Raw genomic sequence first — 23551 nt, 5'->3', positions numbered from 1 at the left:
GGCGGTGAACGCGATGCTGCAACGCCTGTCGCTCGGCATGCTGCTGCTGTGCGCTTTCAGCGCGGCGGCGGCCTGCGAATGGCCGGGCTGGCAACAGTACAAGCAGTTCTACATCAGCCCGCAGGGGCGGGTGATCGATCCGAGCAGCCCGAACAAAATCACCACGTCGGAGGGGCAGAGTTACGGCCTGTTCTTCGCCCTGGTGGCCAATGACCGGCCGACCTTCGACCAGCTGTTGACCTGGACGGAGAACAACCTGGCGGCGGGCGATCTCAGCGCCCGTTTACCCGCCTGGCTGTGGGGCGAGGGCGACGACAAGCAGTGGAAGGTGCTGGACGCCAACTCGGCGTCGGACGCCGATCTGTGGATCGCTTATAACCTGCTCGAAGCCGGCCGCCTGTGGAAAAGCCGGCGTTATCAAACCCTGGGGACGCTGCTGTTGCAGCGCATCGGCCGCGAGGAAGTGGCCGACATCCCCGGCCTGGGGCTGATGCTGCTGCCGGGCAAAGTCGGGTTCGTGGCGGAAGATCGCTGGCGGCTGAACCCCAGCTACCTGCCGCCGCAGCTGTTGACGCGTTTTGCGGCGCTGAACGGCCCGTGGCGCGCGATGCGCGAGATCAATCAGCGGCTGTGGTTGGAGACCGCGCCGCACGGCTTCTCGCCGGACTGGGTGGTATGGCGGGTCGGCGCCGGCTGGCAGCCGGACACCGTCAAGCCGAACGTCGGCAGCTATGACGCCATTCGGGTCTATCTGTGGGCCGGCATGCTGGCGGACGACGATGAACACAAGGCGGCGCTGCTCAAACGCTTCCAGCCGATGGCGCAGCTCACCGCCAGCCAGGGCGTGCCGCCGGAGAAAACCGATACCGCCAGCGGCAAAACCACCGGCGACGGCCCGGTCGGCTTTTCCGCCGCGATGTTGCCGATGTTGGCGGCGCAGACCGACGCGCTGGCGGCCCAGCGGCAACGGATCGGCGAACACCCGCCGGGTGACGACGCCTATTTCAGCGCCTCGCTGACCCTGTTCGGCCAGGGGTGGGATCAACAACGTTATCGCTTTAATCGTCAGGGTGAATTGCAACCCTCGTGGGACGGCCAATGCACAACTTCAAAATAAACTGGCTGAATTTGATTCCGCTGAGCCTGGCGATGCTGCCGCAGGCGCGCGCTGCGGAGGCCGTGGCGCCGGAGCAGTGGCTGCTGGAGCAGGTGCGCATTGGCGAGGCCGGCAACAAGGACGATCTGGTGCGCCAATCGCTGTACCGGCTCGAACTGATGGATCCGAACAATCCGGACGTGATCGCCGCGCGCATGCGTTTGGCGCTGCGGCAGGGCAACATGGCGCTGGCGCAGCAGCAGTTGGACAAGCTGAAAACGCTCGCGCCGCAGTCCAGCGCTTATCGCCAGGCGCAAATGAACATGCTGCTGACCCAGCCGGAAACCCGGCAAAAGCTGCAGCAGGCGCGCCTGATGGCGACCGCCGGCCGGTTGCCGGAGGCCAAGGCGCAGTACGATGCGCTGTTCCACGGCGAGCCGCCGACGCTCGATCTGGCGGTGGAATACTGGCGGCTGGTGGCGCGTTTGCCGGGGCAGGAGGCGAAGGCGTTAAAGCAGCTGCAGGCGCTGGATCAGCAATATTCCGGCAACGCGGCGCTGCGCATGTCGCTGGCGCGCATGCTGTTCAGCCAGAACCAGGACGCGCAGGCCTATGAACTGCTGCAGAAGATCGCCGCCGATCCGGCCGGGCGCGGCGATGCCGCCGATCTGTGGCTGGACAAGGTCAAAGCGATGCCGGTCAGCGCGCAGAGCGTAGCGGCGCTCAACCGTTTCCTCGGCGTGTTCGACACCGGCGATCAGGCGACCAGCGCCCGTGAAGAGCTGGCCAGACAGCAGAAGCTGCTGGCCGATCCGGCTTATCAGGCGCGGGTGCGCGGCCTGGCGCAGGTGGATAAAGGCGGCAGCCGGGCGGCCATTCCTGAGTTGCAAAAGGCGTTGGCGGCGACACCGAACGACGCCGAGGTGCTGGGGGCGCTCGGCCAGGCCTATTCACGCGCCGGTGACCGCCCGCAGGCGCTGAAGCTGTTTCGCCAGGCGCTGGCGGCCGACAAGAATGGCTACGGCAGCGGCAAATGGCAGAGCCTGATCAAGAGCACCGGCTACTGGCTGGCGATCGACGAGGGCGACAAAGCGCTCAAGGCCGGCAATCTCGCGCTGGCACGGCAGAAATATCAGCAGGCGCGCCAGCTCGACGACAGCAACGGCGACGCGTTTATCGGCCTGGGCGATGTGGCGGTGGCGAGCAAGGATGACGCCGCGGCGGAAGGGTTTTATCAGCAGGCGCTGCGGCGCGATCCCGGCAACGGCAGCGCGCTGCGCGGCCTGGTGAATATCTATCAGCGCCAGTCGCCGGAAAAAGCGCTGGCCTACCTTGACGGCCTGCCGCGCAGCCAGCAGGCCAAGCTGCGCAGCACTCTCGATGGGCTGCGGCTCGACAGGCTGAAACAGCAGGCGGAGACGCTGGCGCAGCAGCAACAGTGGCAGCAGGCGGCGGAAATCTATCGGCGCGCCCAGCCGATGGCGCCCGACGATGTCTGGCTGACCTATCGCTATGCCCAGGCGCTGCGTCAGGCCGGGCAGCCGCAACAGGCGGACGCCTTATTCCGGCAGCTGGCGCAGCGCCAGCACGCCAATCCGCAGCTGACCTACGCCTATGCGCTCTATCTTTCCGGCAGCGATCGCGACCGTCAGGCGCTGGCGCAGCTCAATACGCTGCCGGCGGCGCAGTGGAACGACAATATGCGCGAACTGGCGCAGCGGCTGAAAATGCAGGCGACGATCGCACATGCCGAAGGGCTGCGGGCGGCCGGTGACGAACCGGCGGCGGAAGCCTATCTGCGCCGGCAGCCGGCGGACACGCGCATCGATTTGCTGCTCGCCGACTGGGCGCTGGCGCGCGGGGAGTATGCGGCGGCGCTGGACGACTATCAGCGGGTGAAACGGCGTGAACCGAACAACCCGGATGCGCAGCTGGGCGAGATCGAAGCCTATGTGGCGCAGGGGGATCTGGACGCGGCGCGTCAGCGGCTGAAAACCGAACCGCAGCCGCAAGACGCTTCGCTCAACAGCCAACGGCGGGTCGCCAACGCCTGGGGCGCGGTCGGCGATCCGCAGCAGGCCGACGCGCTCTTCAGCCGGCTGAAAACGGCGGCGGCTTCGGAGCCCGCCGGGCAGACCAAGGCGCTTGTTTATCGTGACGCCGCCCGGCTGGAACGGGCTCAGCAACAGCCTGAGCGGGCGCAGCAGGATTACCGCCAGGCGATGGTGGCCGGCGGCATCACGCCGACGCTGCCGCAGGATAATGACGGCTACACCTATTTGACGCGCAATAATCCGAGCGACGACTGGCTGAAACGCGGCATCCGCTCCGACGCCGCGGATCTGTATCGACAGCAAGACGTGAACGTCACGCTCGATCACGATTACTGGCGCTCGAGCGGCACCGGCGGCATTTCCGACTTCAACGCGCACGACACCATGCTGCAGGTGGACATGCCGCTGTATGACGGGCGCGCCTTTTTGCGTACCGACACCGTGCAGCTGGATGCCGGCCGCTTCTCGACCGACGGCAGCGGCAAGTACTACGAAACCTTCGGCACCTGCAACACGCAAGGGTGCCGCGGCGATGAACACCAGAAAACCACCGGCACCAGCGTGGCGGCCGGTTGGAAAAACGATCGCTGGGCCGCCGATATCGGCACGACGCCGATGGGCTTCGAGGTGGTCGACTGGAGCGGCGGCCTGGCCTACAGCGGCGACTGGAACCACATCGGCTGGACGCTGGCGGCCTCGCGGCGGCCGATCTCCAGCTCGCTGCTGGCGTTTGGCGGCGCCAAGGATCCGAATACCGGCACTACCTGGGGCGGCGTGCGCGCCACCGGCGTCAGCCTGAGCGCCAGCTACGATCGCGGCGAGGCGAACGGCGTGTGGGCCGATCTCAGCGCGCACCAGATCACCGGCAAGAACGTGGCGGACAACCAGCGGCAGCGGTTGATGGCCGGCTATTACTACAAGGTGATCAACGAAGACAATCGCCGCCTGAGCGTTGGGCTCAATACCATGCTGTGGCACTACCAGAAAGACTTGAGCGGCTATTCGCTGGGACAGGGCGGCTATTACAGCCCGCAGCAATATCTGTCGCTGTCGCTGCCGGTCAACTATCGTCAGCGCACCGAGAACTGGTCGTGGGAGCTGGGCGGTTCGGTTTCGCTGTCGCATTCGAAAACCGACAGCCAGCGCCGTTATCCGCTGCAAGGCCTGATCCCGGATTCACTGCCCGATAAGTTCGCCGTCGAGGACGGCAGCGCCTCGAGCGGCGTCGGTTATACCCTGCGGGCGATCGTCGAACGCCGTCTCAGTTCGCACTGGACGCTCGGCGCGGGCATCGATATTCAGCAGGCGAAGAACTATACGCCGAGCCACGCGTTGATTTATCTGCGTTATTCCCTGGCCGGCTGGCAGGGGGACCTCGATTTGCCGCCGCAGCCGCTGACGCCTTATGCCGACTTCAAGTAACCGGGAGGAGAGAGATTCGGAGTGTCGGACACCGGGGAGTTTTGTTACCCTGTGTCCGGGTCGTGTTTGTTCGCTCTAGGAAAAGACTGAAACCCGCGATTTTCTTGGTTATGCCTGCGGCATAGCCAGATAAAAACAGCCGATGATCGAGTATACTCAGCCCGGTTCGAGGGGGCGGGTGAGAGTCAGCCCCCTTTTTGTTTCAGCCCGATTTTACGGAGAGCAGGTTTGCGGGTCAGGCGTTCGTTAACGATTAAGCAGATGGCGACAGTGTCCGGCGTGGCGCTGGTCACGATCTGTATCTTTATCGTGATTCAGTTGTTCCATTTTGTGCAGCAGCGCAGGGATGACTACGCCCAGCAACTGGAGAATATCGCTCACTCCGTACGCCAGCCGCTGGCGGAAGCGGTGCTGCGCATGGACGTGCCGGAAGCCAAAAAGGTGCTGAACACGCTGTTGCCGGTCGGCATTCTCAGCCGGGCGGATATCGTCTTGCCGAACGAGTTTCAGGCGCTGCACGCCAATTTCCCGCCAGAGCGGCCGGTGCCGACGCTGATCGCCCGGCTGTTTGAGCTGCCTATCCAAATATCCGTGCCGCTCTATTCGCTGGAACGGGTGCCGGCCAACCAGCAGCCGCTGGCCTACCTGGTGCTGCAGGCCGATTCGTTCCGCATGTATCAGTTTATCCTCAGCATATTGTCGACCATGCTGTCGACCTACCTGCTGCTGGCGCTGATCCTGTCGGTGTCCATCACCTGGTGCATGAACCGGCTGATGGTGCATCCGCTGCGCGCGATGGCCAAAGAGCTGGAAAACATCTCGCAGGACGAAGCGCCTTATCACCAGCTGATGCTGCCGGCGCTGCACCAGGACGACGAGCTCGGCCTGCTGGTGCGCAACTACAACCGCAATCAACAGACGCTGGCCAAGGCGCATGCCGACATGAGCCGCCTGAGCACCCGCCACCCGGTGACCGAACTGCCGAACCCGGCCTTGCTGAACGCGTTGCTGGAACAGCATATCGCCTCCAGCCTGCGCCCCGAGCGTTTTAACCTGCTGGTGATCGGCATCGAGACGCTGCATGAAGCGTCGGGCGTGATGAGCCCGGCGATGCGCGAGGCATTGCTGTTGGCGCTGGCGAAGAAGCTGCGCGGCTGCATCGACGAAAACGGCGTGCTGGCACAGCTGAGCAATACCGAATTCGCCATCCTGGCCAAGGGCATCGAGCGGCCGTTCCACGCCATGCAGCTGGCGCGACGCATCATGGCGGAGATCAACGCGCCGTTGACGCTGGAAGGCCTGGCGCTGCGGCCCAACGCCAGCATCGGCATCGCCCACTACCTCAATCAGGGGGAGAGCGCGGAACAGCTGCTGCGCAGCGCCACCTCGGCGATGATGTCCGCGCATCGCGAAGGGAAAAATCAGATCCTGTTCTTCGAACCCAGCCTGACGGAGCGCACGCAGAAGCGATTGACGCAGGAGAGCGAGATCCTGCACGGCATTGAGCAGCGGCATTTCACGCTGTTCCTGCAGCCACAGATCGACATGCAGTCCAACGAGGTGATTGGCGCAGAAGCGTTGCTGCGCTGGCAGCAGTACGACGGCAGCTATACCCTGCCGGCCGACGTCATTCCGCTCGCGGAAGAGCTGGGCGTGATTGTGCCGCTCGGCAACTGGGTGCTGGAAGAGTCCTGCCGTATCCTGGCGGACTGGCAGCAGCGCGGCATTGCGCTGCCGCTGGCGGTCAACGTTTCCGGCATTCAGATGCAGGACGAGGCGTTTGTTCCGCATCTGAAAAATCTGCTGGCGCAGTATCGAATCGATCCGCGCAAGCTGCTGCTGGAGATCACCGAGACGGTACGCATCGACGATCTCGACCGCGCGCTGGCGCTGCTGCGCGAGCTGCACGATCTGGGGTTGTCGATCGCGCTGGACGACTTCGGCATGGGCTACTCCAGCCTGGAGTACCTGAACCGATTGAAATCCCTGCCGATCGATTTGATTAAAATCGACCGCAGTTTCATTCAGGGGCTGCCGGCCGACGATGCGATGGTGCGCATCGTCAGTTCAATCTCTGAAGTGCTGGCGTTGCCGGTGATGGCCGAAGGCGTGGAAAACGCCGAGCAGCGCGACTGGCTGCTGAAGCATGGCATTCGCAGTGGGCAAGGGTTCCTGTTCGCTCGGCCGCTGCCGCGTGAAGCGTTCGAAACCGAGTTTTGCCGCGCGGCGCCGTGAGCGCCGCGTTACCTTTCCGGTACTTTTCCCCGTCCGAAAATCGCTATTCCAATCATACCTCTTTTGCGTTAGTGCAAACAAAGGCTTACGCAATTTTCAGCTTTGCACCCGGACTGACGCGTTTCAGCTCTTAAATTCACATCAACCCTGAGGGGTGGGTGCAACAAATTATTTCCATGTTGTTAAGTGGGTGTTATTTTCCGCGCAAGCAATGAACAGGCTGGATTTTTAGACTGCCGCCTGGTGCGTGTCTTCCCCCCATAGGATGTTCATATGAAAACAACAATTTTTAAGAGCCTCTATTTTCAGGTGCTGACGGCGATCACGCTGGGTATCCTGCTTGGCCACTTCTACCCTGACCTCGGCGCCCAGATGAAACCCTTGGGCGATGGCTTCGTCAAACTGATCAAGATGATTATCGCCCCGGTGATTTTCTGCACCGTGGTGACCGGCATCGCCGGCATGGAAAGCATGAAGGCGGTGGGGCGCACCGGCGCCATCGCGCTGCTGTATTTTGAAATCGTCAGCACCCTCGCGCTGATTATCGGCCTGGTGATCGTCAACCTGGTGCAACCGGGCGCCGGCATGAACGTCGATCCCGGTACGCTGGACGCCAAAGCGGTGGCGATCTACGCCGAGCAGGCGCAGCAGCAGGGTATCATTCCGTTCCTGCTGGACATCATCCCCGGCAGCGTGATCGGCGCGTTCGCCAGCGGCAACATTCTTCAGGTGCTGCTGTTCGCGGTGCTGTTCGGCTTCGCCCTGCATCGTCTGGGCGACAAAGGGCAGCTGATCTACAACGTGATCGACAGCTTCTCGCGGGTGATTTTCGGCATCATCAACATGATCATGCGCCTGGCGCCGCTGGGGGCCTTCGGCGCCATGGCGTTTACCATCGGTAAATACGGCGTCGGCACGCTGGTGCAACTCGGCCAGCTGATCGTGTGTTTCTATATCACCTGCATTCTGTTCGTGGTGGTGGTGTTGGGCAGCATCGCCCGCGCCAACGGTTTCAGCATCTTCAAATTCGTCAACTACATCAAAGAAGAGCTGCTGATCGTGCTGGGGACATCGTCGTCTGAATCCGCGCTGCCGCGCATGCTGGATAAAATGGAGAAGTTGGGCTGCAAGAAATCGGTGGTGGGTCTGGTGATCCCGACCGGATACTCCTTCAACCTGGACGGCACCTCTATCTATCTGACCATGGCCGCGGTGTTTATCGCGCAGGCGACCAACACCCACATGGATATCATGCATCAGATTACCCTGCTGGTGGTGTTGCTGCTCTCCTCCAAAGGGGCGGCGGGCGTGACCGGCAGCGGCTTTATCGTGTTGGCCGCCACCATCTCCGCCGTAGGCCACCTGCCGCTGGCCGGCCTGGCGCTGATCCTCGGCATCGACCGCTTTATGTCGGAAGCCCGCGCGCTGACCAACCTGGTGGGCAATGGCGTGGCGACCGTGGTCGTGGCCAAATGGTGTAATCAGCTGGATGAGAAGCAGCTGAAAGACACCCTGAACAACAAAAACACCGGCGCGGACAAAACGCTGCCTTCCGCCTGATTTCGGCGGTAAATCACCGGCCGCATCCGCGGCCGGTGAGCTTCTTCCCCTGCCTCGTAACGATTTTTTGCATTAAAAACCCCGCAATCTATTATTTTTCACTCTAATGAGTGACATCCGCAAAGGCGCGCGGTCTAACACGATGGTACACTTTCTGCTTTCCGCCCCACCGTGAAACTCAGGGCGTATTTTTATGATTCCATTGAATGGAATACACGCATTTGCATAAGAAATTGGATAGTCATTAAGTAGGGGTTCACATGCAGGGCACCAGAATTCATCTTATAGTTGGTGGGCTGCTACTGGCGGCAGCCAGTGGCAGCGTGCAGGCTGAAGCACTACAACCCGATCCTGCCTGGCAGCAGGGGGCGCTGGCCAACGGGTTTTCATGGCAGATTCTCGATACGCCGCAGCGGCCGAGCGACCGCGTGGAACTGCGGCTGATCGTCAATACCGGCTCTTTGGTGGAGTCTTCGCAGCAGACCGGCTTTGCCCACCTGCTGCCGCGGCTGGCGTTGACGCGCAGCGAAAGCTTCACGGCGCCGCAGCTGCGGGCGCTGTGGCAGCAGAGCGTAGATAACGAGCGGCCGCTGCCGCCGGCTATCATCTCGTACGATTTCACCATGTATAACCTCAGCTTGCCGAACAACCGGCCCGATCTGCTGAAAGAAGCGCTGGCCTGGCTGGCGGACACGACCGGCAAACTGGCGATCGACGAGCACACGGTGCACGCGGTGATGAATTCCAGCATCAATCCGGTCGGCACTTTCCCACCCAATACCAAAGACGCCTGGTGGCGTTACCGCCTGAAAGGCTCGACGCTGCTGGCGCACGATCCGGCGCAGCCGGCGAAACGGCCTGTCAACCTTGAGCAGTTGAAGAAATTCTATCAGCAGTGGTACACACCGGACGCCATGACGCTGTTCGTGGTCGGCAAGGTTGACAGCCGCAGCCTGGGCGAGCAGATCAACAAGGCTTTCTCGCCGCTGCAGGGCAAACGTGAAACCCCGGCTCCGATGCCGACCCTGACGCCGCTGCCGCAGCAGCCGGTGAGCCTGATCAGCGAGCAGGTGAAGCAGGATACGCTGTCGATCATGTGGGATTCGCCGTGGCATCCGATTCGCGATTCGCAAAGCCTGCTGCGCTACTGGCGTGGCGATCTCGCCCGCGAGGCGTTGTTCTGGCACCTCCAGCAGACGCTGGAAAAAAGCGACCAGAAAAACCTGCATTTGGGCTTTGACTGCCGCGTGCAGTACCAGCGCGGGCAGTGCGCCATCCACCTGGATACGCCGAACAACAATCTGAACGGCAGCCTGGGCTTCATTGCCCGCGAACTGGCCAACGTGCGTGACAACGGCCTGTCGAAAGAGGAATTCGATGCGCTGCTGGCGCAGAAAAACGATCAGCTGAGCAAGCTGTTCGCGACCTACGCCCGTACCGACACCGACGTGCTGATGAGCCAGCGTCTGCGGTCGCAGCAGAGCGGGGTGGTGGATATCGCGCCGGAGCTGTACCAGAAGTTGCGCCAGGAGTTCCTGTCCAGCCTGACGCTGGAGACGCTGAATCAGGCGCTGAAGCTGCAGTTGTCTCAGGACGCGACGCTGGTGCTGATGCAGCCGAAGGGCGAGCCGGAAATGAGCATGAAGCAGCTGCAGGATACCTATAACGGCATCATGATGCCGCCGCCGGCGGTGGTGACGGAAGAAGCCAAACCGGCGGACACCGCAGTCGCTTCGCCGGCGACGGACGCCGCTGGCGCGCAGTAATTCGTGGCAGGGGGCTCAGGCCCCCTCAGTTGCGGTACAGCACCTTGATGATATGGTAACCGAACTGGGTTTTGACCGGGCCGTAAGGTTTGAGCAGCGGGATGCTGAACACCGCTTTATCGAACGCAGGCACCATTGCGCCTTTGTTGAATTCGCCCAGCGAGCCGCCGTTGCGTTTTGACGGGCAGCTCGAGTATTTGCGCGCCAGCGTGTCGAAGCTGACGCCGCGCTTAAGCTTGGCCAGCAGCTCGTTGGCCAGCTTTTCATTGTCTACCAGAATGTGCAGGGCGCACGCCGTTTTTGCCATGGTATTGCCTTTGTCGATGCGAAAATTGCGCTGATTATACCCGCTAAATCTCATCGGCGCTTTCTGCTACAATTCCCTTCCACGTTTTACAGTCGAGCAAGTCAGCGCCATGCGATTAAACCCCAGCCAACAACAAGCCGTCGAATTCGTTACCGGGCCCTGCCTGGTGTTGGCCGGTGCCGGTTCCGGCAAGACGCGCGTTATCACCAACAAGATAGCCCACCTGATCCACCACTGCGGCTATCAGGCGCGGCACATCGCCGCCGTGACTTTTACCAACAAAGCCGCGCGCGAGATGAAAGAGCGCGTGTCGCAAACCCTGGGACGCAAAGAGGCGCGCGGGCTGATGATTTCCACCTTCCACACTCTGGGGCTGGAAATCATCAAGCGGGAATATGTGGCGCTGGGCATGAAGTCCAACTTCTCGCTGTTCGACGACCAGGATCAGCTGGCATTGCTGAAAGAGCTGACCGAAAAGTGGTTGGAAAGCGATAAGACGCTGGTGGCGCAGCTGATTTCGACCATCTCCAACTGGAAAAACGACCTGATCGATCCCCAGCGGGCGGCAGAGTTGGCGCGCTCGGAGCGCGACAAGCTGTTCGCCCATTGCTACGGTCTTTACCACGCCCATATGCGGGCGTGCAACGTACTGGACTTCGACGATTTGATCCTGTTGCCGACGCTGCTGCTGCAACGCAACGAAGAGGTGCGTGAACGCTGGCAGCAGCGCATCCGCTATCTGCTGGTGGATGAGTATCAGGATACCAACACCAGCCAATACGAGCTGGTGAAGTTGTTGGTGGGCCATCGCGCGCGCTTTACCGTGGTGGGCGACGACGACCAGTCGATTTACTCCTGGCGCGGCGCGCGGCCGCAGAATCTGGTGCTGCTGAAGGAAGATTTCCCGGCGCTGCAGGTGATCAAGCTGGAGCAAAACTACCGTTCCAGCGAGCGCATTTTGAAGGCGGCCAATATCCTGATCGCCAATAACCCGCACGTGTTTGAAAAAAGGCTGTTTTCCGAGCTGGGGTATGGCGAAGAGCTGAAGGTGGTGACCGCCAACAACGAGGATCACGAAGCCGAACGCGTGGTGGGGGAACTGATCGCCCACCACTTCGTGAAAAAGACCAACTACGGCGACTATGCGATTCTCTACCGTGGCAACCACCAGTCGCGGGTGTTTGAAAAGATGCTGATGCAGAACCGCATTCCGTACAAGATTTCCGGCGGCACGTCGTTCTTCTCTCGCCCCGAGATCAAGGATCTGCTGGCCTACCTGCGCGTGCTGACCAACCCGGACGACGACAGCGCCTTCCTGCGCATCGTCAATACCCCCAAGCGCGAGATCGGCCCGGCGACGCTGCAGAAGCTCGGCGAATGGGCCAACCAGCGCAACAAGAGTTTGTTCCATGCCAGCTTCGATCTGGGGCTGAGCCAGCATTTGACCGGGCGCGGGCTGGAATCGCTCCAACGCTTCACCCACTGGCTGGGCGGCATCGCCCAACAGGCGGAGCGTGAGCCGGTGGCGGCGGTGCGCGATCTGATCCGCGGCGTGGATTATGAGAGCTGGCTGTTTGAAACCTCGACCAGCCCGAAAGCCGCCGAAATGCGGATGAAAAACGTCAATACGCTGTTCGGTTGGATGACGGAGATGCTGGAAGGCAACGATTTGGACGAGCCGATGACGCTGACCCAGGTCGTGACGCGCTTCACCCTGCGCGACATGATGGAGCGCGGTGAAAGCGAAGAGGAGCTGGATCAGGTGCAGCTGATGACGCTGCACGCTTCCAAAGGGTTGGAGTTCCCCTACGTGTTCCTGGTGGGTATGGAAGAGGGGCTGCTGCCGCACCAGAGCAGCATCGACGAAGACAATGTCGATGAAGAGCGGCGTCTGGCCTATGTGGGGATCACTCGCGCGCAAAAAGAGCTGATCTTCACCCTGTGCCGCGAACGCCGTCAGTACGGTGAGTTGGTGCGGCCGGAGCCGAGCCGATTCCTGCTGGAGCTGCCGCAGGACGATTTGGCGTGGGAAACCGAGCGCAAAGTGGTGAGCCCCCAGGAGCGGATGCAGAAGGGGCAGAGCCATCTGGCCAATATCCGCGCCCAGCTGGCCAAGGCCAAAGGTGGGAATTAAAAAGAAAGGGCGCTCATCGCGCCCTTGCTATTTCAACGTTGTTCTTCCAACCGCAGCGTCCAGTGGACGTAGCTCTGCCAGTGGCTTTCCTGCTCCAGCGCCTCGGCGCGCAGCGGATGCTGCTCCAGCCAACCCGGCGGCAAGATCACCGTCAGTTCATCGTCCTGATTGGCGCGTAAACGCACCGCCGGCAGCGTGTCGTCGCGGCGGCGGCTGGCGAAGATGATCGCCAGGCGCAAAATGCGGCACAGACGCTGCGCGGTGCGCGGCGGCAGGGCGTTTTGCTGGTTCAACAGCGACAGGTCGAGGGTGTTGCTCTGGTTTTGCAGCAGGGTGGCCAGCAGTTTTTTCTGCGCGGGGGTAAAGCCGGGTAAGTCCAGGTGGCGGATCAGGTAGGCGGCGTGTTGCGGCGCCTGCTTGAAATCGACGCTGAGGCCGAGTTCGTGGATCAGGCTGGCGCTGTGCAACAGCTCGCGACATCGCGCATCCAACTGCCACTCGTTGGCGACCTGCTGCGAGAAGTTGGCGGCGAGCTGGCTGACGCGCTCGGCCTGCTCGGTGTCGATCAGGTAGCGACGCTGCAGGTTGCGGATGGTGCGGATGCGAATATCCTGCTCCACCGGCAGATGCAGCATGCCGTAAACCAGGCCTTCACGCAGCGCCCCGCCGGCCAGCATCATGCTTTCGATGCCCAGCTCCTGGAAGATGGCCAGCAGAATGGACAGGCCGCTCGGGAAGACCAGCGCGCGTTCCAGCGTCAACCCTTCGATCTCCAACTCTTCCAGCTTGCCGCACTGAATGGCCCGCTGTTTCAACTGGCGCAGCTTGGGCAGGGTGATGCGTTCATCCATGCCTTGCGCCACCATGATTTCCTGCAGCGCTTGTACGGTGCCGGAAGCGCCGACGCAGATTTGCCAACCGTGCTGGCGCAGCTGCGGCGCGATCGGCCGCACCATTTCGCGCGCGGCCTGTTCGGCGCGCTCGAAGTTTTCTTGCCCGAGGTTGCGATCGCTGAAGTAGCGCTCCAGCCAGGTGACGCAGCCCATCGACAGGCTGTACAGCTGCGATGCCTGTGCGCCGGTGCCGGTGACCAGTTCGGTGCTGCCGCCGCCGATATCGACGACCAGCCGCCGATCCGGCCCGCCGGTGGTGTGCGCGACGCCATGATAAATCAGCCGCGCTTCTTCTTCGCCGCTGATGACCTGCACCGGGCAGCCGAGGATTTGCTCGGCGGCCTGCAGGAACTCATCGGCGTTGGACGCCAGGCGCAAGGTGGCGGTGGCGACGACGCGGATCTGCTCGCGCGGGATGTCTTGCAGGCGTTCGGAGAACAGCCGCAGGCACTGCCAGCCGCGTTGCATGGCCTCATGCGACAGGTGATTGTGCTGATCCAGCCCGGCCGCCAGGCGCACCTTGCGCTTTATCCGCGCCAGAGTCTGAATGCTGCCGGCGACCTCGCGCACCACCAACATATGGAAGCTGTTGGAGCCGAGATCGATGGCAGCATAAAGCGTGCTGGAGCTGAGCATGGCGATCAGCTCGAGCGTTTACGGTTGCTGCGCGGCGCGCCGCCGCGACGTGGCGCGGAGTTGCGACGTGGGCCGTTGCCGCCGCGCGGACGCGACAGGCGCTTCGGTGCCGGCAGATCGGTCAGCAGCGCATCGCTGTTGTACTTGCTCACCGGAATGCTGTGATCGATATAGGTCTCGATCGCCGGCAGGTTGAGCGCGTACTCTTCACAAGCCAGGCTGATGGAGTGGCCGCTGGCGCCTGCTCGGCCGGTACGGCCGATGCGGTGCACGTAGTCTTCGCAGTCGTCAGGCAGATCGTAGTTGAAGACGTGCGTGACGGCGGGAATGTGCAGACCGCGCGCGGCGACGTCGGTGGCGACCAGGATATCCAGATTGCCCTTGGTGAAGTCGTCGAGGATGCGCAGGCGTTTTTTCTGCGCCACGTCGCCGGTCAGCAGGCCGACGCGGTGACCGTCGGCGGCCAGGTGGCCCCAGATGTCTTCGCAGCGGTGCTTGGTGTTGGCGAAGATGATGGCGCGATCCGGCCACTCTTCTTCGATCAGCGTCTGCAGCAGACGCATTTTTTCTTCGTTGGACGGGTAGAACAGCTCTTCTTTAATGCGGTGGCCGGTTTTCTGTTCCGGTTCCACTTCAACATATTCGGCGTTGTTCATCTGCTCGAAGGCCAGTTCGCGTACGCGATAGGACAGCGTGGCGGAGAACAGCATGTTCAGGCGTTGATCGGCCGCAGGCATGCGGCGGAACAGCCAGCGGATGTCTTTGATAAAGCCGAGATCGTACATGCGATCGGCCTCATCCAGCACGACGACCTGCATCGCGCCGAGATCGACATAGTTCTGCTTGGTGTAATCGATTAAACGGCCGGTGGTGCCAATCAGAATGTCCACGCCGCTTTCCAGCACTTTCAGCTGTTTGTCGTAGCCGTCGCCGCCGTAGGCCAGGCCCAGCTTCAGGCCGGTGCTCTGGGAGAGGGCTTCCGCATCGGAGTGGATTTGCACCGCCAGTTCACGCGTAGGCGCCATGATCAAGGCGCGCGGCTGATTGGTCTGGCGATCCTGTTTCGCCGGGTGGGTCAGCAAATAGTGAAAAGTAGACGCCAAAAACGCCAGCGTCTTTCCGGTACCGGTTTGCGCCTGACCTGCAACGTCACGCCCGGAGAGCGTGAGCGGCAATGCTAACGCCTGGATGGGCGTGCAATTGTGAAACCCTTTTTTCTCAAGGGCTTCAAGGACTAACGGGTGCAGGGCGAAGTCGGAAAACTTCTGTTCGGTCAAGTGTGTTTTGCTCATAGTGTGGTAGAATATCAGCTAACTATTGCTTTACGAAAGCACATCCGTTGAAATAAACGCGGTGCAATAAAATCACCTTGAGTTGGTTAATGCTACACCAACAAGGTAGACATAATCCTGTGGAGTAGAACATGAGCGATAAAATTATTCACCTGACTGACAGCAGCTTCGAAGCTGACGTGCTGAAAGCGGAAGGGCCGATCCTGGTCGATTTCTGGGCTGAATGGTGTGGGCCGTGCAAGATGATTGCTCCGATTCTGGATGAGATTGCCGAAGAGTTCGAAGGCAAACTGACCATCACTAAGCTGAATATCGATCAGAACCCGGCTACCGCGCCTAAGTACGGTATCCGTGGCATCCCTACGCTGTTGCTGTTCAAGAACGGTGAAGTGGCCGCGACCAAGGTTGGCGCGTTGTCCAAAGGTCAGCTCAAAGATTTCCTGAACGCGAATCTGTAATCGGGCGGGAAGCCCAGTATCAGGCGCCTGGCGGTGATGTTCAATTCACCGCTAGACGCCTGCCAAGAAGCGTGTTAAGTTTAACCACACTGCATATAGAACTTGCCCGAAGTTTTAAATCTAAAGAGTTTGAATCTAAAGCTATACTCTGTGTCGAACCACCGGCGTTGAAAGTAAACTGAACTCAACCCGTGTTTTGGCAATCAAACGGTTTTGCAAAAATCATTTTTAAGGTACCTTCGATCTTCAACCGTCAATGCGTGCGCCCGATGTAAGCCATTTCTTACCGCGACGGCTCTGCGCCCGGTGATCGAACGTCCAGTAAACAGGCACGCATCTCGCTGCCATACCATTCACGATACAAGTTCGAGACATACCCCGAGTTTAAGAACCCACCACTATGAATCTTACCGAATTAAAGAATACGCCGGTTTCTGAGCTGATTACTCTCGGCGAAAATATGGGGCTGGAAAACCTTGCCCGCATGCGCAAGCAGGACATCATCTTCTCCATTCTGAAGCAACATGCGAAAAGCGGAGAAGATATCTTCGGCGACGGCGTGCTCGAGATATTGCAGGATGGATTCGGTTTCCTCCGCTCTGGAGACAGTTCCTACCTCGCCGGTCCCGACGACATCTACGTATCCCCTAGCCAAATCCGCCGCTTCAACCTCCGCACAGGTGACACCATTTCCGGTAAGATTCGTCCGCCAAAAGAAGGCGAGCGCTATTTTGCCCTGCTGAAAGTCAACGAAGTCAACTACGACAAGCCGGAAAACGCCCGCAGCAAGATCCTGTTCGAGAACTTGACGCCGCTGCACGCCAATTCCCGTCTGCGGATGGAGCGCGGCAACGGCTCGACCGAAGACTTGACGGCGCGCGTACTGGATCTGGCGGCGCCAATTGGCCGCGGCCAGCGTGGCCTGATCGTGGCACCGCCGAAAGCCGGTAAAACCATGCTGCTGCAGAACATCGCGCAGAGCATCGCCTACAACCACCCAGACTGCGTGCTGATGGTGCTGCTGATCGACGAACGTCCGGAAGAAGTGACCGAGATGCAGCGCCTGGTGAAAGGCGAAGTGATCGCATCGACCTTCGACGAGCCGGCTTCGCGTCACGTGCAAGTGGCCGAAATGGTGATCGAGAAGGCCAAGCGCCTGGTTGAGCACAAGAAAGACGTGATCATTCTGCTCGACTCCATCACCCGTCTGGCGCGCGCCTACAACACCGTGGTGCCGGCCTCGGGCAAGGTGCTGACCGGTGGTGTGGACGCCAACGCCCTGCATCGTCCGAAGCGCTTCTTCGGTGCGGCGCGTAACGTGGAAGAGGGCGGCAGCCTGACCATCATCGCGACCGCGCTGGTTGATACCGGTTCGAAGATGGACGAAGTGATCTACGAAGAATTTAAAGGTACCGGCAACATGGAATTGCATCTGGCGCGTAAAATCGCCGAGAAACGCGTATTCCCGGCTATCGATTACAACCGCTCCGGTACCCGTAAAGAAGAGCTGCTCACTACCTCTGAAGAGCTGCAAAAAATGTGGATCCTGCGCAAAATCATTCATCCGATGGGTGAAATCGACGCGATGGAGTTCCTCATTAATAAGTTGGCGATGACTAAAACCAACGATGAATTCTTCGATATGATGAAACGCTCATAATTCGTTAAAAAATTCGCTGAACGCCACGCCTAGTCGTGGCGTTTTTCGCTTTTGGCGGATACGATAAGTAGCAGTAATGGAAAAGTAAGTTGTTTCCTCGACTTATTGAGAATTCATCTTGTTTGTCGGTCGGTTTCGCGCCGGTCGGCTTTGCTGCTGTCATTTTGTCAGTCGATGCGAAGAAAATAGGCATGAATCACCGTTGTCATAGGAAATGACCGAAAGGTAGCGGGGGCCGATGGCACAAGCCTTAGCCCGTGGTAAGCTGCCTTATCTTCTACAGAGATCTGTTAACTGTGAACTTACTCACTATGAGTACTGAAATTCTATTTGTTTTCCTGTTTTCTTTGGCTTTTCTCTTTGTTGCCCGCAAGGCGGCAAAACGTATTGGTCTGGTAGATAAACCCAATTATCGCAAACGCCATCAGGGGCTGATTCCTCTGGTCGGCGGTATTTCCGTTTATGCCGGGTTGTGCTTCGCGTTTTGGATCTCTGAACAACCCATCGCACACGCCAAGCTTTATCTCACCTGCGCCGGTATTCTGGTGTTTGTGGGGGCGCTCGACGATCGTTTCGATATCAGCGTTAAAATTCGCGCCCTGGTGCAGGCGCTGGTCGGCATCGCCATGATGGTGTTCGCCGGTCTGTATCTGCGCAGCTTCGGCCATGTGCTGGGTGATTGGGAGATGCTGCTGGGGCCGTTCGGCTATCTGGTGACGCTGTTCGCGGTATGGGCGGCGATCAACGCTTTCAATATGGTCGACGGCATCGATGGTCTGCTGGGCGGTTTGTCGTGCGTCTCCTTCGGGGCGCTGGGCCTGCTGCTGTACCTGAGCGGCCATCATGAGCTGGCGTTCTGGTGCTTTGCGATGATCGCCACTATCGTTCCCTATATTTTGCTCAATCTCGGCATCCTCGGCCGCCGTTATAAGGTGTTTATGGGGGATGCCGGCAGCACCCTGATCGGCTTTACCGCCATTTGGCTGCTGCTGCAAAGTTCGCAGGGAAAGGCGCACTCGATCAACCCGGTGACCGCGCTGTGGATCATCGCTATTCCGCTGATGGACATGATAGCAATCATGTATCGTCGTTTACGCAAGGGGATGAGCCCCTTCTCTCCCGATCGTCAACATATTCACCACCTGATCATGCGCGCCGGCTTTACGCCGCGGCAGGCTTTCGTGCTGATCACCCTGGCGGCCGCGTTGCTGGCGGCGGTGGGCGTGATCGGCGAACGCCTGACTTTTATCCCTGAGTGGGTTATGTTGGCATTATTCTTGCTTGCCTTCTTCCTGTACGGTTACTGCATCAAGCGCGCCTGGCGGGTTGCGCGATACATTAAGCGTATCAAGCGCCGGCTGCGGCGTTCGGGCGATAACAAGCAAGTACCTTAACCAGAGACCAGAGGCTTTTTGGCTGTGATGAATCCAGAAACAACGTCTGACAAGCATACCCCGGCGGTGGATAACGAACTCGATATCCGCGGCCTGTGCTGCACCCTGTGGCGCGGCAAACCGTGGATTATCGGCATTGCGGTGCTGTTCGCGGCGGTCGCGCTGATCGTTTCTTACCTGGTTAAGCAAGAGTGGAGCGCCACCGCGATCACCGACAGGCCGACGGTGAATGCGCTGGGCGGTTATTACTCCCAGCAGCAGTTCCTGCGCAATCTGGATGTGCGCACGCTGCCGGCGGCGGCGGCCGGCGATCAGCCGAGCATCGCGGATGAAGCGTACAATGAATTCATCATGCAGCTGGCGGCTTACGACACGCGTCGCGATTTCTGGCTGCAGAGCGATTACTACAAACAGCGTCAGGAAGGGGATGCCCGTGCCGATGCGGCATTGCTCGACGAACTGATCAATAACATCCTGTTCACGCCGCGCGACGACAAAAAAGTCCCGAACGACGGCGTGAAGCTGACGGCGGAAACCGCCGCGGACGCCAACCGCCTGCTGCGCCAATACGTGGCCTTCGCCAGCCACCGCGCAGCCCTGCACCTGAACGAAGAGATCCAGGGCGCGTGGGCCGCTCGCACCACCTCGATGAAGGCACAGGTCAAGCGTCAGGAAGCGGTCGCGGAGTCGGTTTACAAGCGCGAGCTGAACACCACGCAACAGGCGTTGAAAATTGCCGAGAGCCAGGGGATCAGCCGTACGCAAACCGACACTCCGGCCGAACAGTTGCCGGATTCGGATCTGTTCTTGCTGGGCCGGCCAATGCTGCAGGCGCGTCTGGAAGGCCTGCAGGCCTCCGGCCCGACCTACGATCTGGATTACGATCAGAACCGCGCAATGCTGGCGACGCTGAACGTTGGCCCGACGTTGGATGAGAAGTTCCAGACCTATCGCTATTTGCGCACGCCGGAAGAGCCGGTAAAACGCGACAGCCCACGCCGGGTCTTCTGGCTGATTTTGTGGGGCGCGATGGGCGCGTTGGTTGGCGCCGGTGTGGCCTTGGCGCGTCGGCCGCGTAGTTAAAAAAATAATATAATAATCTGATGCAGGGCGCGTGAGCGCCCCATTCGCAGGCGGGGCCTGCGATTAACCGACCAAAAGAGATTCGCTGTGAAAGTGTTGACTGTTTTCGGCACCAGACCTGAAGCCATTAAAATGGCGCCGCTGGTACATGCACTGGCCCAGGATGAGGCCTTTGAAGCAAGAGTCTGCGTAACGGCACAGCATCGTGAGATGTTGGATCAGGTATTGCGGTTGTTCGAGATCACGCCGGATTACGACCTGAACATCATGAAACCCGGCCAGGGGCTAACGGAAATCACCTGTCGCATCCTGGAAGGGCTGAAAGGGGTGCTGGAAGACTTCAAACCGGACGTGGTGCTGGTGCACGGCGATACCACCACCACGCTGGCGACCAGTCTGGCGGCGTTCTATCAACGCATCCCCGTTGGGCATGTCGAAGCCGGGCTGCGTACCGGCAATCTGTATTCTCCCTGGCCGGAAGAGGCCAACCGCAAACTGACCGGCCATCTGGCGATGTACCACTTCGCGCCGACCGAGAACTCGCGCCAAAATCTGCTGCGCGAGCTGCTGCCGGACAACCACATTTTCGTGACCGGCAATACGGTGATCGACGCGTTGTTCTGGGTGCGCGATCGCGTGATGAGCGATGCTGCGCTGCGCGCCAGCCTGGCGCAGCGTTACCCGTTCCTCGATGCCGACAAAAAACTGATTCTGGTCACCGGCCATCGCCGGGAAAGCTTTGGCGGCGGTTTTGAGCGGATTTGCAGCGCGCTGGCGGAGATCGCCCGCAGCCATCCGGAAGTGCAGGTGGTGTACCCGGTGCATCTCAATCCGAATGTCAGCGAGCCGGTGAATCGCATTTTGAAAGGCATCGACAACGTCATGCTGATCGAGCCGCAGGATTATTTGCCGTTTGTCTATCTGATGACCCACGCTTACATGATCCTCACCGACTCCGGCGGCATTCAGGAAGAGGCTCCCTCGTTAGGCAAGCCGGTGCTGGTGATGCGCGACACCACCGAGCGCCCGGAGGCGGTAGATGCGGGCACGGTGCGCCTGGTCGGCACCGATGTGGCCAAAATTGTTGAAGCGGTGACCCGGCTGTTGACGGACGAAAGCGAATATCACGCGATGAGCCGGGCGCACAACCCATACGGCGACGGGCATGCCTGTCAGCGTATCCTCGAAGCTTTAAAGAATCATCAGGTGACACTATGAGTTTTGACACTATTTCGGTTATCGGCCTGGGTTATATCGGCTTGCCAACGGCGGCGGCGTTTGCTTCCCGCAAGAAAAAAGTGGTGGGCGTAGATGTTAACCAACATGCGGTAGATACCATTAATCGCGGTGCTATCCACATCGTCGAACCGGATCTGGATAAAGTGGTCAAGGATGCCGTCGACGGCGGTTTCCTGCAGGCGGTGACCAAACCGCTGGCGGCCGATGCGTTCCTGATCGCGGTGCCTACACCGTTCAAGGGCGACCATGAGCCGGATCTGGCCTATGTCGAGGCGGCGGCGAAATCGCTGGCGCCGGTGCTGAAAAAAGGCGATCTGGTGATCCTTGAGTCCACCTCGCCGGTGGGCGCCACTGAACAGATGGCGGAATGGTTGGCGCAGGCGCGCAGCGATCTCAGCTTCCCGCAACAAGCGGGCGAAGCGGCGGACGTGAATATCGCCTATTGCCCGGAGCGCGTGTTGCCGGGGCAGGTGATGGTGGAGCTGATTCAAAACGATCGCGTGATCGGCGGCATGACGCCGAAGTGCTCGGCGCGCGCCAGCGAGCTGTACAAGATTTTCCTCGAGGGGGAATGCGTGGTCACCAACTCACGCACTGCCGAGATGTGCAAGCTGACGGAAAACAGCTTCCGCGATGTGAACATCGCCTTTGCTAACGAACTGTCGCTGATTTGCGCCGAACAGGGGATCAACGTCTGGGAACTGATTCGCCTGGCGAACCGTCACCCGCGGGTGAACATTCTACAGCCTGGCCCAGGCGTCGGCGGCCACTGCATCGCCGTCGATCCGTGGTTTATCGTGGCGCAGAACCCGCAGCAGGCGCGCTTGATCCATACCGCACGTCTGGTGAACGACGGCAAACCGTTGTGGGTGGTCGACCGGGTGAAAGCGGCGGTGGCCGATTGCCTGGCCGCCACCGACAAGCGGGCGTCAGAGGTGAAAATCGCCTGCTTCGGTCTGGCCTTCAAGCCGAATATCGACGATCTGCGCGAAAGCCCGGCGGTGGAAGTGGCCCACCTGATCGCCGAATGGCACGTCGGTGAAACGCTGGCGGTGGAACCGAACGTCGAACAGTTGCCGACTTCGCTGGCGGGCCATGTGACGTTGACGCCAATCGCGGAGGCGTTGCAACAGGCCGATGTGATCGTGATGTTGGTCGATCACCAGCAGTTCAAGACCATCCGGCCGGAAGAGATTAAGCAAAGCTGGGTGGTGGATACCAAGGGAGTTTGGCGTTGAAGCGTATCTTAGTCACCGGCGGCGCCGGATTTATCGGCTCTGCGGTCGTGCGGCATATCATCGAGGCCACCGGCGACAGCGTGGTGGTAGTGGATAAGCTGACCTATGCCGGTAACCTGGAGTCGCTGGCGGTAGTGGCCGACAGCGATCGTTATGCCTTCGAGCAGATCGACATCTGCGATCGCGCCGGGTTGGATCGGGTGTTTGCCCGTTATCAACCGGACGTGGTGATGCACCTGGCGGCGGAAAGCCACGTCGATCGCTCTATCGACGGCCCGGCGGCGTTTATCGAGACCAATGTGGTCGGCACTTACACCCTGCTGGAAGCGGCGCGCCATTACTGGCAGCCGTTGTCGGCGGAGAAGAAGCAGGCTTTCCGCTTTCATCATATCTCCACCGACGAAGTGTACGGCGATCTGCACGGCACTGACGATTTGTTCACCGAAACCACGCCCTATGCGCCGAGCAGCCCGTATTCCGCCTCCAAGGCGTCGAGCGATCATCTGGTGCGCGCCTGGCTGCGCACCTATGGTTTGCCGACCCTAGTGACCAACTGTTCGAACAACTACGGCCCTTATCACTTCCCGGAGAAGCTGATCCCGCTGGTTATCCTGAATGCCGTCGCCGGTAAACCGCTGCCGGTATACGGCAACGGCGCGCAGGTGCGCGACTGGCTGTATGTCGAGGATCACGCGCGCGCGCTCTATCAGGTGGTGACCGAAGGTGTGGTGGGCGAAACTTACAATATCGGCGGCCATAACGAGCGCAAGAATATCGAAGTGGTGCAGACCATCTGTGACCTGCTGGAAGAACTGGCGCCAAACAAACCACAGGGCGTGGCGCACTACCGCGATCTGATCACTTACGTTAAGGATCGCCCGGGCCACGACATGCGTTACGCCATCGACGCCGGCAAGATCGACCGTGAGTTGGGATGGCAACCGCAGGAAACGTTCGAAAGCGGCATTCGCAAAACCGTGGTTTGGTACCTGAATAACGAAGTCTGGTGGCGCCGGGTGCAAGACGGTTCTTATGCCGGCGAGCGTTTGGGGCTGTCCGATTGAATGTCACGCCGTGCGGCCTG

Annotated in this window: 16 protein-coding genes; 13 read left to right on the top strand and 3 right to left on the bottom strand. The window is 60.3% G+C overall.

The genetic code is table 11. The annotated features are described in order from the left end of the window. Positions 1 to 4 precede the first annotated feature (4 nt). The 5 genes from bcsZ to ACJ8IP_RS19200 all read left to right on the top strand — a co-directional run bounded on the left by bcsZ (position 5) and on the right by ACJ8IP_RS19200 (position 10133). Positions 5 to 1117 carry a cellulose synthase complex periplasmic endoglucanase BcsZ gene (gene bcsZ / locus ACJ8IP_RS19220; RefSeq protein WP_273974494.1) on the top strand — a complete coding sequence of 371 codons (1113 nt, stop codon included), beginning with the start codon at positions 5 to 7 and terminating at the stop codon, positions 1115 to 1117. Then, positions 1099 to 4572 (top strand): cellulose synthase complex outer membrane protein BcsC, encoded by a 3474-nt coding sequence (bcsC, locus tag ACJ8IP_RS19215; protein WP_442524490.1) that lies wholly within the window; start codon positions 1099 to 1101, stop codon positions 4570 to 4572. The genes bcsZ and bcsC overlap by 19 nt, the downstream gene beginning before the upstream one ends. A gap of 228 nt (positions 4573 to 4800) precedes the next feature. Then, positions 4801 to 6807 (top strand): biofilm formation regulator HmsP, encoded by a 2007-nt coding sequence (gene hmsP / locus ACJ8IP_RS19210; protein WP_042783438.1) that lies wholly within the window; start codon positions 4801 to 4803, stop codon positions 6805 to 6807. A gap of 273 nt (positions 6808 to 7080) precedes the next feature. Continuing rightward, positions 7081 to 8367 carry a dicarboxylate/amino acid:cation symporter gene (locus ACJ8IP_RS19205; RefSeq protein ID WP_033645049.1) on the top strand — a complete coding sequence of 429 codons (1287 nt, stop codon included), beginning with the start codon at positions 7081 to 7083 and terminating at the stop codon, positions 8365 to 8367. Between the two features lie 260 nt (positions 8368 to 8627). Beyond that, complete coding sequence (locus ACJ8IP_RS19200; protein WP_033645048.1) at positions 8628 to 10133, top strand: M16 family metallopeptidase; 1506 nt, start codon at positions 8628 to 8630, stop codon at positions 10131 to 10133. Between the two features lie 25 nt (positions 10134 to 10158). Here ACJ8IP_RS19200 and ppiC read toward each other — a convergent pair whose 3' ends face one another. Continuing rightward, positions 10159 to 10440 carry a peptidylprolyl isomerase PpiC gene (gene ppiC / locus ACJ8IP_RS19195; RefSeq protein WP_004934175.1) on the bottom strand — a complete coding sequence of 94 codons (282 nt, stop codon included), beginning with the start codon at positions 10438 to 10440 and terminating at the stop codon, positions 10159 to 10161. A gap of 109 nt (positions 10441 to 10549) precedes the next feature. Here ppiC and rep point away from each other — a divergent pair, with 109 nt between their 5' ends. Then, on the top strand, positions 10550 to 12574 hold the full coding sequence (rep, locus tag ACJ8IP_RS19190) for a DNA helicase Rep (RefSeq protein ID WP_033645047.1): 2025 nt from the start codon (positions 10550 to 10552) through the stop codon (positions 12572 to 12574). 32 nt (positions 12575 to 12606) lie between these two features. Here rep and ppx read toward each other — a convergent pair whose 3' ends face one another. Together ppx and rhlB are read right to left on the bottom strand one after the other, a co-directional pair. Next, complete coding sequence (gene ppx / locus ACJ8IP_RS19185) at positions 12607 to 14103, bottom strand: exopolyphosphatase (RefSeq protein ID WP_099782464.1); 1497 nt, start codon at positions 14101 to 14103, stop codon at positions 12607 to 12609. A gap of 5 nt (positions 14104 to 14108) precedes the next feature. Then, positions 14109 to 15395: an ATP-dependent RNA helicase RhlB gene (rhlB, locus tag ACJ8IP_RS19180; protein WP_033645045.1), complete on the bottom strand. Its 1287-nt coding sequence runs from the start codon at positions 15393 to 15395 to the stop codon at positions 14109 to 14111. Between the two features lie 131 nt (positions 15396 to 15526). Here rhlB and trxA point away from each other — a divergent pair, with 131 nt between their 5' ends. The 7 genes from trxA to rffG all read left to right on the top strand — a co-directional run bounded on the left by trxA (position 15527) and on the right by rffG (position 23531). Then, positions 15527 to 15853, top strand: a complete 327-nt coding sequence (gene trxA / locus ACJ8IP_RS19175) for a thioredoxin TrxA (RefSeq protein ID WP_004934187.1) — start codon at positions 15527 to 15529, stop codon at positions 15851 to 15853. Positions 15854 to 16253: 400 nt separating this feature from the next. Beyond that, complete coding sequence (gene rho / locus ACJ8IP_RS19170) at positions 16254 to 17513, top strand: transcription termination factor Rho (protein ID WP_004934188.1); 1260 nt, start codon at positions 16254 to 16256, stop codon at positions 17511 to 17513. 296 nt (positions 17514 to 17809) lie between these two features. Continuing rightward, the gene (gene wecA / locus ACJ8IP_RS19165; RefSeq protein WP_025160399.1) at positions 17810 to 18907 is read left to right on the top strand and encodes a UDP-N-acetylglucosamine--undecaprenyl-phosphate N-acetylglucosaminephosphotransferase; all 1098 of its coding nucleotides are present in this window, start codon (positions 17810 to 17812) and stop codon (positions 18905 to 18907) included. A gap of 27 nt (positions 18908 to 18934) precedes the next feature. Then, a complete protein-coding gene (wzzE, locus tag ACJ8IP_RS19160) occupies positions 18935 to 19990 on the top strand; it encodes an ECA polysaccharide chain length modulation protein (protein ID WP_033652438.1) in 1056 nt (351 codons plus the stop codon). An 87-nt stretch (positions 19991 to 20077) separates the two neighbouring features. Then, positions 20078 to 21208, top strand: coding sequence for a non-hydrolyzing UDP-N-acetylglucosamine 2-epimerase (gene wecB / locus ACJ8IP_RS19155; protein WP_033652437.1), 1131 nt, complete (start codon positions 20078 to 20080; stop codon positions 21206 to 21208). Next, positions 21205 to 22467: a UDP-N-acetyl-D-mannosamine dehydrogenase gene (wecC, locus tag ACJ8IP_RS19150; protein WP_072626499.1), complete on the top strand. Its 1263-nt coding sequence runs from the start codon at positions 21205 to 21207 to the stop codon at positions 22465 to 22467. The genes wecB and wecC overlap by 4 nt, the downstream gene beginning before the upstream one ends. Continuing rightward, positions 22464 to 23531, top strand: a complete 1068-nt coding sequence (gene rffG, locus ACJ8IP_RS19145) for a dTDP-glucose 4,6-dehydratase (protein WP_072626500.1) — start codon at positions 22464 to 22466, stop codon at positions 23529 to 23531. The genes wecC and rffG overlap by 4 nt, the downstream gene beginning before the upstream one ends. The last annotated feature ends 20 nt before the right edge of the window (positions 23532 to 23551 follow it).

It is taken from the genome of Serratia sp. CY52157 (assembly GCF_052168495.1).
GTDB lineage: Bacteria > Pseudomonadota > Gammaproteobacteria > Enterobacterales > Enterobacteriaceae > Serratia > Serratia ureilytica.
The sequence above is the reverse complement of the archived record's forward strand: the minus strand, read 5'-3'. Positions and strand labels throughout refer to the sequence as shown.